A 12,848-nucleotide genomic window follows, 5' to 3' on the forward strand; every position below is an offset into this window, starting at 1 on the left:
AGGCGACCTACAGCACGTCAAGAGTGGCAAGGTTCCCTGAGCTCGGCAGCTGAGTGTTTTCTGCTGACCTGATTCAGATCGCCAGACTCTCAGGTCGGGTTTCGATCAATTCCGCCAGATCCTTGAGGAACGCGGCACCATCGGCGCCATAGATCACACGGTGGTCCGCCGTGAGATTGACCTGCATCTGACGCTTCACAGCGATGGACCCATCCTTTCCAGCCACAACGGCAGGTCTTGACGCCGCCACCGCGAGGATGGCACCGGTGCCGGGAGGAAGGATGGCATCGAAGCGATCCACCCCGAACATGCCGAGGTTGGAGAGGGTGAAGGTGCCTGTGCTGTACTCCTCAGGTTGCAGCTGCTTGCTGCGCGAGCGCTTGACCAGATCCGCCCACTGACGGGAAAGCTCATAGAGATCCGTTCGATCGGCCTGACGCAGTACGGGTGTGATCAAACCACCGTCTTCCATGGCCACTGCAACAGCCACATTCACTTCGGCGGGATAGCTCATGCCCGCGGCGGTGGTTGCAGCATTCACCTGAGGATGCCGAGCCAGGGTGACGGCTACGGCCTTCGCCAGAAGAGCCGTCATCGTGACGCCCTTGGGCTTCACCTGCTGATAGAAGGCATCAAGTTGATCGGTGGTGATCGTGTAGCCCACACGGAAGCAGGGGACGGCGAGGCTAGCTTCCATGTTGCGGTTCACCGCACCCTGGAGGGTGTTGAACGGGACTGTGTCGCCAGGACGACCGAAGCTGTTGCCGGCAGGGGAGCTGGGAGTCTTTACGGCGCTCGCAGCTCCGGCATTCACCGCAGCGGCGGTCCCTTCCCCGACCAGGGGCACACTGATGGGACGCCCAGCGGCGCGCTCCACGTCTTCCGCCTGAATTCGGCCATTGGGACCGCTGCCACGGACCCCGCTGAGGTCGACGCCCATCTGAGAGGCCAGTTTCTTCGCCCTTGGACTGGCAATCAGTCGACCATTGCTCGTTGGCGCAGCAGCAGGAACAGCAGGCGCAGCAGCAGGCGCAACTGGCGGTTGAACCGCAGCGGGAGCGGGTGCGGCGGCGGCAGCAGCTGGGACTGGTGCCGTTGGCGCCATTGATGCTGGCGCAGAAGCTGTTGCCGCAGGAGCCTGGGCTGCGGGGGTGGGGGGTGCAGCTGCCGATCCACCACCCGACGGGGCCTTGGCCTGGGCCTCGGCAATCTCAGCCTCGGTCTCCACGATCAAACCAATGGTCTCGCCCACAGGAGCCGTGCTGCCCGCGGGCATCAAAACGGCTGCGAGATAACCCTCATTGAAGGATTCGACATCCATGTCGGCTTTATCGGACTCGACCACAAGCACGGACTCGCCACGACCCACCTTGTCGCCAGGATTTTTAAGCCACTCAACGATCTTCCCCTCCGTCATCGTGGAGCTGAGGGCAGGCATGAAGATGTCGTGAGTTGCCAACTGCGTTCTCCTGACTGGGATCTGAAGAGGGTGTCAAGCCATGAGTCGAACCTCGGTCCAACTCAAACAACAACTTTAAAACTCCAAGAACCGCGCCAAAAAGCCACCAAAAGGCCCCAGTACCCCCTGTTCATTAGCCCTCAAACTCATGGATTGCCAGGACTCCAGGAAATGCCGACACAACCGGAGCAGTGCCGTGCTCGAAACTATGAATGATTGATCTGTGCTGACAACCAACTGGATTTAGACCACGCCATGAGCGATCGGGTAAGCACGCTGTTCAAGCACTCACCGAGACACCGCTAATGAGCCCGCCGAACTGAGGAGCACTGAATACTTCAAGATGTTCGACGAGAGGCCTCTGCTCGTGCTCCGTTTGAGAGACGCCACCCGTTGCCCCGTGCTGGCGACCCTGGAAAAGAAATGAACTGGTGATTCAAACTCGACCGTCTAGGACTGTCTCAAGCGGAGGTGATTAATCATCTCGCCAAACTTAAGGAGAAGGGGAATCCACATCAAGATTCTGGTTGGACTGATTAACACCAGAAGACTGGTACGACTTGTCCCACTGTTCATTGGTCTGCTGAAGTGACTTGCTGAGTTGAGAAGGACCATGATTCAAGGATGCGCCAGAAAGTTAATTTGATACCGGAGAGATGATGAGATGAATATCACAATTCGACTGACAAAGATTGAAATTGAGGCACTCAGGGGACTTTAAAAAAGATTTAGAGATACGTGAAGAGATCAGAAGGGAAAGTTAAATGCCACACTACGGATAATGCATTAAAGCTGATTATTTTGATAATTACAGTGATTTTCGGTAATTTCGAAAAACGCTCATCAACATCCCGATCCGTGAGAGAGAAAACTGATTGTTGGATATGAAGCCCCGGCGAGCTGAAAGGATCGAAATTCTTGATGATATATTTTTGAGAATTTTTGACATACTAATCAACCTACATCACCTCTTCTTCTGACAACATCACCCCGCGGGAAACAAACATTGCAAACGCCTTCCATATTGGAGAGAATACATCCTCAAAGCTCTAGAACACAAAAGACGAAAACACATCTGGCCGTTAGTCGTGAAAGCAAAGGGCATACCTGGAACCTACATTACATGAAGAATTGTATGATCAATTCACCAGCCAAGGAACCATGCATGATCTATACTGGTTCTGACCTTTTGCAAGAAAACCTGCAAATATCTGCAAGAGATCTATCAATAAATACACACATTGTATTTTTGCTCCTAGGTGGGCAAAAATAAATTACTGCACAGAATTAAATATAATGAATTTCAACGCAAACAATGCTAAAGACAAGGCTCTTTGGAACAATTGCAGAATTTCCCATATTGACCCATCATGATACGCACCTAATTTGAACTCAACTCCAAAGGTCTACTCAAGAAAACTAGATATCAAATAACCGTCGATCCTAAAATATCGACATAGCTCGGTGTAAAGCGCGATCGATGATCGAGGGGATAGATTCACGAGTTTTCTCCGACGCAGTCGCCCCACTACAACCGATACCTGCAACATATACATACTTTTATAAGTCTTTTGTTCCTCAATCCGTGCATAAGGTAGGTAAAACTTCCAGCGTATTTACAAGAACACCCCCTTAACACAGCTTCGGGATGGACAAAGCCGACTCAGTAAATCAAATTACGTGCTTAGACAGAAGCCGAAAGGTAGCTTTCTGTCCAACAGGAGAGGTTACTAAACCCAAAAAGTGGCTAACGAAGGACTGGACTGAGTCGATGCATCCGAGTGAAAAATGCTCATCAGATTGCGCAGCAATTTAAAACCTCATCAACTCAGAAAAAACGAGAGCACTGAAAATACAAGCAAATAAGAATTATTAAAATGGATAATTTTTAACTTGCCAGGATTGATTCAGCAATACAAGGCACTTCTCTGATCCGCAAACCAAGATGCTTTTGCTAAGACTCGACATGATATCCAGAAAGCTTGGCAACATTCGCCATTCTCAGAGATTGGGAAAGACCTATCAAACTTACGCATCACAGAATGAGCACACCGAATGTGATGTATATCAACAGACTAAAGAACCGCATCACTCAGACCGAACAGACGATCTGGAAACAAGACAATCAGGAAAAGAAGAAACTAAAGCAACTGTCAAAACATCAACATATTGAAGCAATAGAATTCAACCTAGTGCATTGCACATGGCTGTGTAAAAAATTTTTAGAACTATGGAAAGAACAATCTAAAACAAATTCAATTCTCGGCTAGCAGAACCGCGGCCAAAACGGGGCTGGCAATGATCCCAATTGGGCAATTTTTGCTGAGCCGAGCAAAAAGAGCAAGTCACTCGCACCAAATAATTCAACCTACTCGAGCAAAAAGCAAACCACTGGCAACAATTTATTATGATTCACGAAACAAAAAATACAATCAACAAACCATAATTTCTCTATTTTTAAGATACTTAGTTTGATCTAATGAAGATCTCCAGCCAAACCACAGCAGTTGCAACTGGATTTTACGCCAAATCCCAATCTAGAATTTTTGCATCTCAACAGGTTATACCATTGTTACCGAAGGATATCCTTTGGGACGACGGTTACGAATCAATCGGGGCTGCTCTGCGGCAGCTTGCAACTACAAAAATTCGAAAAATAAAACTCATTGCCCACGGAAGTCATCGATCCTTAACCCTTGGCAGCGTTGTATCAGTTGAAGACTTAAAACAACATCTTGCTGAACACAATCTTGCAAATCTGTTATCTGGATTCGAAATAAGTTTGTGGTCCTGCTTCGGGGGCGTTAAAGGTGGTATAGGTGAAACATTTTCAGAGTTAACAGGTGCGACTGTTAAATCGTCCACATCAGAACTTGGACTAGGTATTGGCCTAATACACGCAGGACAAGATCATCTCGATCTACAATTAAGTAACCTACCAATCAGTCTACACACAAATGCTATCGGTTTTGATGTTGTTGATAATTTAAATGGAACGTTTGGAATTATCAATTACTATGGCACATGGCACCACCTAACGACAGAAAACACAGTTACAGAAGGTGCTCTGTCGCTGTACACACTAGAAAGTGGAGGAGATGGGTCAAACCCGAACGATTACACAGTTGAAGCCTACGGTCAAGGTGGAAACATTCAAAATCAAACATTTCTACCCACCAACCCCCCAAAAATCACAGGTAATATTGTTATTCCCAGCAAGGTATCAGGTGCCACAGCGGATACTTTTATCCAGGGAAAAAACGGTCAAGGCAAGCAAGATATATCAGATGCAGGCTTCAAGCCGGGAGAAAACTTTTTCTTCTCCAAAAGCAGAACAGACAATACTCTTTACGACAACAACAGCCCGGATGGAATTAATCTGACACAAGGATTTAGGGGAACATACGGTTTTCAATCTATTTATATTCCAACCGTAGCCCCTGGAACTTACAGGTCTTACTACGACGGCAAAGGAAGCTGGGACAATACTCAACCTATTGGTGCCAATCCAATTACCATGATCTTCGAGCCCACAGCAGGGCTTGCTGAATCTTTATTTACTCTTACAGGATCAGGAAAACTGATTTTTGGAGCAGCTCCAAAGATACTTATTGACAGCATTGATTTTGACAACGGAGCTTCAAAAACAGACTTTGTGACGACCGGCAAAGATGTTGTCATTAACGGTACCTATAGCAATGTAAGTACAAACGATGAAAAAACAATTGAAGTTACTGTTAAAAACAAAGCAACAAATGCGACTCAATCATTCAAAGAAACTGATTCGGCCCTCGACGTTAAAAATAATGGTAAATGGGTGCTCACGCTCCCTTCACAATTAGATGCAGCCAAATACGATATTGAAGCTTCGATTGTTCATGATTCAACAAAACACACAACAAATCAAGAGCTGAATATTGTTTCGGCTTCAATTGAATCAATTTCGGATGACAATGGCGTTTCTACAAATGATAAGAAAACAAGTGATCAAACACTTGTTTTTAATGGTATTTTTTCGTCCACAACAGCAACAGGAATCAAACTTTCATTAAAGGATTCCAGTGATAATTTTATCTTCCAAGATAAAGACCCGACAACAAAAATCGGAGATGATTGGGCTTACGACTTCACCGGAACATCCCTTGGATTTGGTACCTACACGCTTAGTGCAACCGTCAGCGATGCATCAGGAAGTGCAACCGCAAACCAAGACATCGTCATTCAGAGCCTACCAACGGCGCCAGTTGTCACGGCCATCGCTGACGATACGGGTACTCCTGGAGATTTCGTTACTACTGATACAACACTTACAGTCAGCGGAACCTTCGACAAAATCGCAGTTCCTTCAAAAGGAAATGGGACTTTAAATATTACATTAGCAGGCAACACATATTTTGATGGAAACGCCATTAACCCTTTAACTGTTGATTATTCAGCTGGCACATGGTCCTTTAATTCAAAAACATTAGCTGTTGGCACATACAAAATTGAAGCCTATACCGTTGATACCAACGGTTTATTCAATTCAAGTAATAAAGCGCTGACGGTGATTGATGATACAGATACAACTCCACCTAGAGCTCCAACTATTGATTCCATTGAAAGTGACACTGGTACCGCAGGCGACTTTAAAACGATTGACACTTCAATCAAGATCATTGGAACTTACGATTCAAGCGATGCAGTTGGTGGGCTGAAAGTACATTTTAATAGTAAAGAATACGTACTTGGAACCGACAGCCAACTCACAACACTTGGTGATAATTGGAATCTGACTGTTCCTGGTGTGGCGACAACCGGAGCTGCAACAGTAACAGCAACAGACGCTGGCGGTAACAGCAGTGATGCAACTCAATTAATCACAATTTCACCAGCTCCATCCGTTGCATTTTCTGCGGTTCACAGTGACACCGGCATCGTCGGCGATTTCACAACCAAGGAAGAAAATATATTAATACGGGGAACTTTTGATGAGTTAAAGGCTTTAGCAGGGTCTTTCAATGTTAAGTTCGGTGGAAATACATACTCACTATCCGACCCAGCACTTACTAATACCGGTAATAATTGGATATTAGATGTCCCAGGCAAGTCTTCTTCCGGATTAGCAGAAGCAACGATTGTTGACGGGGATGGCAATCAAGCAACAGCAAACCAAGCAATCGTTATTGATACTACGATTAAAGACCCAACAATCGATGCAATTAAGGATGATACTGAAACTGCAGGAGACTTCAAAACAAGCGACACCAGCCTTGATATTACAGGCACATTCGACTCAAACGATGCATGGATCTTTAGTGTTAAATACGACAAGGAGTATTTATTAGGGACTTCACCAGAACTCACCAGTTCCGGTGATGATTGGACACTTTCTGTTAATAATGCCAGCACCGGAACAGTCGAAGCTTTAATGGTTGACAAAGCAGCAAATCAGAGCAACAAAGTTACTCAGAATATAGTAATCCTTGACAGAATTCCACCAAAAACTCCTACAATTGACTCTATTGATAGTGATACCGGCGCTGCAGGCGACTTTAAAACGGTTGACACTTCACTCAAAATCTTGGGAACGTATGATTCAGCCGATGCTAAAGGTGGTCTTAAAGTTGAGTTTGGCGGCAAAGAATATCGTCTTGGAACAGACAGTGCACTGACAACATCTGGAGATAATTGGCAACTCGATGTTCCTGGTGTGGCAACAACAGGCAACGCAAAAGTCACTGCAACAGATGATAGTAGCAACAGTAATTCTGCTACACAACTAATCACAATCTTACCTGCTCCTTCCGTTGCGTTGACATCCATAACCACTGACACCGGCACGCCCGGTGATTTCATCACTAACGATGAATCACTCACTATCAATGGAACATTCGACGCAGCTAAAGCCGCTGCAGGTTCGTTCAACGTCAAGTTCGGTGGTACGACATACACAACAACATCTGGTTCTGAGCTGACCAACACAGGTGACAACTGGAGCTTGGTTGTTCCAGGCAAGTCCACATCTGGCAATGCAGAAGCAACGATCATTGACGGTGACGGTCATCAAGCGAGCGCCAATCAAGCAATTGTTGTAGACCTCACGGCTCCTACGGCTCCTGCCATTGCTTCGATGGTCAGCGACACCGGAAACAAAGGTGACTTTAAAACTCTTGACCCTGTAACCCAAATTTCAGGTACTTACAATGCAAACGACGCTAAAGGTGGTCTTAAAGTTGAGTTTGGCGGCAAAGAATATCGTCTTGGAACAGACAGTGAACTAACAACATCTGGAGATAATTGGCAACTCGATGTTCCTGGTGTAACAACAACCGGAACAGCAAAAGTCACTGCAACAGATGTTGCCGGTAACAGCAGCGATGCAACTCAATTAATCACAATTGCAACGCTTCCTTCCGTTGCGTTGACATCCATAACCACTGACACCGGCACAGCTGGTGATTTCATCACCAACGATGAATCCCTCACAATCAATGGAACGTTCGACGCAGCTAAAGCCGCTGCAGGTTCGTTCAACGTCAAGTTCGGTGGTACGACTTACACAACAACATCGGGTTCTGAACTGACCAACACAGGTGACAACTGGAGCTTGGTTGTTCCAGGCAAGTCCACATCTGGCGATGCAGAAGCAACGATCATTGACGGTGACGGTCATCAAGCGAGCGCCAATCAAGCAATTGTTGTAGACCTCACGGCTCCTACGGCTCCTGCCATTGCTTCGATGGTCAGCGACACCGGAAACAAAGGTGACTTTAAAACCCTTGACCCTGTAACCCAAATTTCAGGTACTTACAATCCAAACGACGCTAAAGGTGGTCTTAAAGTTGAGTTTGGCGGCAAAGAATATCGTCTTGGAACAGACAGTGAACTGACAACCTCGAAAGATAATTGGCAACTCGATGTTCCTGGTGTAACAACAACCGGAACAGCAAAAGTCACTGCAACAGATGTTGCCGGTAACAGCAGCGATGCAACTCAATTAATCACAATTGCAACGCTTCCTTCCGTTGCGTTGACATCCATAACCACTGACACCGGCACAGCTGGTGATTTCATCACCAACGATGAATCCCTCACTATCAATGGAACATTCGACGCAGCTAAGGCGTCTGCAGGTTCGTTCAACGTCAAGTTCGGTGGTACGACATACACAACAACATCTGGTTCTGAACTGACCAACACAGGTGACAACTGGAGTTTGGTTGTTCCAGGCAAGTCCACATCTGGTAATGCAGAAGCAACGATCATTGACGGTGACGGTCATCAAGCGAGCGCCAATCAAGCAATTGTTGTAGACCTCACGGCTCCTACGGCTCCTGCCATTGCTTCGATGGTCAGCGACACCGGAAACAAAGGTGACTTTAAAACTCTTGACCCTGTAACCCAAATTTCAGGTACTTACAATGCAAACGACGCTAAAGGTGGTCTTAAAGTTGAGTTTGGCGGCAAAGAATATCGTCTTGGAACAGACAGTGAACTGACAACATCTGGAGATAATTGGCAACTCGATGTTCCTGGTGTAGCAACAACAAGCAACGCAAAAGTCACTGCAACAGACGTTGCCGGTAACAGCAGTGATGCAACTCAATTAATCACAATTGCAACGCTTCCTTCCGTTGCGTTGACATCAATAACTACTGACACCGGCACAGCTGGTGATTTCATCACCAACGATGAATCCCTCACTATCAATGGAACATTCGACGCAGCTAAGGCGTCTGCAGGTTCGTTCAACGTCAAGTTCGGTGGTACGACATACACAACAACATCTGGTTCTGAACTGACCAACACAGGTGACAACTGGAGTTTGGTTGTTCCAGGCAAGTCCACATCTGGTAATGCAGAAGCAACGATCATTGACGGTGACGGTCATCAAGCGAGCGCCAATCAAGCAATTGTTGTAGACCTCACAGCTCCACCGGCTCCTGCCATTACTTCGATGGTCAGCGACACTGGAACCAAAGGTGACTTTAAAACCCTTGACCCTGTAACCCAAATTTCAGGTACTTACAATCCAAACGACGCTAAAGGTGGTCTTAAAGTTGAGTTTGGCGGCAAAGAATATCGTCTTGGAACAGACAGTGCACTGACAACGTCTGGAGATAATTGGCAACTCGATGTTCCTGGTGTAGCAACAACAAGCAACGCAAAAGTCACTGCAACAGACGTTGCCGGTAACAGCAGCGATGCAAATCAATTAATCACAATTGCAACGCTTCCTTCCGTTGCGTTGACATCCATAAACACTGACACCGGCACAACTGGTGATTTCATCACCAACGATGAATCCCTCACTATCAATGGAACATTTGACGCAGCTAAAGCCGCTGCAGGTTCGTTCAACGTCAAGTTCGGTGGTACGACATACACGACAACATCTGGTTCTGAGCTGACCAACACAGGTGACAACTGGAGCTTGGTTGTTCCAGGCAAGTCCACATCTGGCGATGCAGAAGCAACGATCATTGACGGTGATGGTCATCAAGCGAGCGCCAATCAAGCAATTGTTGTAGACCTCACAGCTCCGCCGGCTCCTGCCATTACTTCGATGGTCAGCGACACCGGAACCAAAGGTGACTTTAAAACCCTTGACCCTGTAACCCAAATTTCAGGTACTTACAATCCAACCGATTCTAAAGGTGGTCTTAAAGTTGAGTTTGGCGGCAAAGAATATCGTCTTGGAACAGACAGTGCACTGACAACGTCTGGAGATAATTGGCAACTCGATGTTCCTGGTGTAGCAACAACAAGCAACGCAAAAGTCACTGCAACAGACGTTGCCGGTAACAGCAGCGATACAATTCAGATGATAACAATCCAGTCATTAGATACCAGTAGAAACGGTAGAAACTTTGATGGTGAAGGGGATACCGCTAGGAAAGACAAGGCCGACACGTCTACAAATAATTCGACAACACTTCAAAATTCAGCTAGATCGACTAATAATTTTGATTTGTTCGTGACCTCAAAAGAAAGAATTTTGAAAGGCACTGCAAAACTAACCAAATCTATGGATATGATTTCTGAGAAAACAAAATCTTTGTTAGCCGAAAAGGGCATGACTTTAAGTAATAAGATTTTATCTTATAATATGGCCATCAACAAAGACCATCGAGACGCAAATTTTAACCTCAATCTTGCATTGATCGCACCAAATTTAAGCCTTTCAAGAAATGACAGTAAAGGGCTAGTTTACTTCCAGTCAAATCACCTAGGCAATCTTAAAGCACTTAATTATAATCCACTTACTCAAATTGGAGCCAGGTATTTCGATTTAAACAAAGACGGTGTTGAAGATTTCGTCTCTCTTTCTCAAATTGACGGGAAACCTGGAGATCAAGACGGAAAATTAAACAATAATACCCTCAACTTCTCAACAATTGCCTCTAAAGATTTGAATCCTACATTTAATTTGTCAAAAAATAATTTAATCAATTTCGCAGACGCCGCCGACAATACTACGCCCGCATCATTTAATCTCAAAGCTACTCTAACTAGTGGTGACGACAACATTCATTCAATCGGTTTTGTTTTATTAGAAAATTCTGAATTAAGTTCAGCAGATACAATACTTTCTGATTTATCAGAGATCAAAAGCCGTTCCGTTAATCTCCTAACCAGCCTTGAAGCTGAAAGTCTTGAAGCTGATTTAACACTAAAAAACTTGTTTGATTTTGAAAGAAATTTTCAATTACTAAACGGTCAAAGCATTCGCTTTTTTGCCATTGAAGACAATGATATGTCTGATATTAACGATCTAAATGATAAACGTTTTTCATGGCTTTCACAGTCTGTGAACTCAGATGGTTCGCTCGCTCTTTCAAATGGAGAAAATTTAAATCTAAATCTTTCTAGCCAATCATCTCCTGCTGATGTGGAAGATTTAGTTGCTCAAGATCAGCACATTTCAGAAGTATTAGATTTTTCGCCTTTCACACAAGGAGAGGTTTTAACTGGCGTTGCGCGGATTGCACGTAATGCAGAATTCGATTCTGTAATTGGATTTTACAGAACAGTTGATAATCTAGGACGTGTTCTTTCTGAAGATGGTGCTTTACTGCTACCGAGTGATGCTGGCTACGCAGATGCAGCTTTGCTTGCATCAAACAGAGTTTCAGAACTTGATAACTTAACAGTAGAAAATAATAAAACAAAAGATATTAATTTTATGATTTCTGAGTTCACACACATTGCACCATACGCCATCGTAGAGGGTGAATCTCTTTTTGCTTTTGGAGCAGCTAATGAGTCTAATGTTTCACACTTCCGTACTTTGGGCGATAACCAGTTCGGATTTGAAGATATTATTGGCAAATCATCAACAGGAGACTACGACGACATGGTGATTGGCCTAAAATTCAATCCCTTAGCGTAAAACACCGATAAACTTTTCAAAAATGAACCTTTAAAGTTTTAATATCTAAATAAGATTCACTATATTGTTATATTCAATTCTTTAAAACCAACCAAAGTGCCTCAACAAAAGTGAAGTTTCCGTTTGCCGATAAATCAGAGCAGCTTCAATAGCTCAATTTTTCTTGAGTTGCTATAAATAATATATGGCCAATAGTTAAGGGAGAGACATCTCGAAAAACTAATCTCTCTTGTGCATACCATTGACCATTCTTTACAGAAATCGACTTCACTTAAATATGGCAAATTTCTCGAGGTGTACGATGCACAACATAGGCGATTAAAAAAATTACGCCCACAAATGCCGATAACAACCACAAGTTGACTGTATTGATCAAGCAAGTCCTGCATCAACTTTTTATGCAAACAATATAATTTTCTAACATTTCCCGAAAAAGCCAGAAGTAGGATGATTTGATGTATTTAATAAAGCTTCGCCTCTAGGCTCAAGCGTTTGCCTAAGAAAACCGAATGAGTGAAAATTATAATTGAGCTAATTTTTTACAAGGCTATCAACTGATATCACCCTTGCGCTATGGATTCGATCACTCCATCGCGCACTACTAGTGCAACCTGCATCTTTTCGACCAAATTATCGCCCACCTGAATGTCGCAGAAGCTCTCAAGCTGACCTTGATCCACAATCTGTTCCATTTCAAGGTCGCGAACCTGGGCCTGCTGCTGAAGAAGATTGCGCTTCTGCTCTTCGAGCTCAGCCCGCTTAGCGGCAACCTGCTGCTGCACCTGAGCGACCTGCTCCTGCACACGTGGATCAAGTGGGTTGGCGCTCTGACGACGAACGTCATCCACAACCTGCTGACCCTCCTGTTCGAGCTGGGCCAGTTGCTGGTCGGTAGTGGAGATACCTGCGCTCAGCTCACGCTCGGCCTCTTCCTTCCAGGCCGGCGTTACGACGGCACGGATAGTGATGGAACGCTTGATCGACAGAGTGGTGCCGTCAGACATCGGGGCGGGG

The 12,848-nt window shown here is 45.2% G+C and carries 3 protein-coding genes; 1 reads left to right on the forward strand and 2 read right to left on the reverse strand.

The window, feature by feature from the left end; all coding sequences use genetic code 11:
- Positions 1-73: 73 nt before the first annotated feature.
- Complete coding sequence (locus SIB58_RS11425) at positions 74-1,459, reverse strand: dihydrolipoamide acetyltransferase family protein (protein ID WP_074159298.1); 1,386 nt, start codon at positions 1,457-1,459, stop codon at positions 74-76.
- Between the two features lie 2,479 nt (positions 1,460-3,938).
- Between SIB58_RS11425 and SIB58_RS11430 the strand changes: the two genes are divergently transcribed.
- On the forward strand, positions 3,939-11,834 hold the full coding sequence (locus tag SIB58_RS11430; protein ID WP_414494656.1) for a hypothetical protein: 7,896 nt from the start codon (positions 3,939-3,941) through the stop codon (positions 11,832-11,834).
- A 560-nt stretch (positions 11,835-12,394) separates the two neighbouring features.
- On the opposite strand, the gene SIB58_RS11435 is transcribed toward SIB58_RS11430, so the two are convergent.
- On the reverse strand, positions 12,395-12,838 hold the full coding sequence (locus SIB58_RS11435) for a YlqD family protein (protein WP_066911949.1): 444 nt from the start codon (positions 12,836-12,838) through the stop codon (positions 12,395-12,397).
- Between the last annotated feature and the right edge of the window lie 10 nt (positions 12,839-12,848).

The organism is Synechococcus sp. MIT S9504, from assembly GCF_047497135.1.
GTDB lineage: Bacteria > Cyanobacteriota > Cyanobacteriia > PCC-6307 > Cyanobiaceae > Synechococcus_C.

Excerpts from the sequence above, each read along its gene's own strand:
- SIB58_RS11430 (WP_414494656.1), top strand. The coding sequence starts at position 3,939 with ATGAAGATCTCCAGCCAAACCACAGCAGTTGCAACTGGATTTTACGCC.
- SIB58_RS11435 (WP_066911949.1), bottom strand. The coding sequence starts at position 12,838 with ATGTCTGACGGCACCACTCTGTCGATCAAGCGTTCCATCACTATCCGT.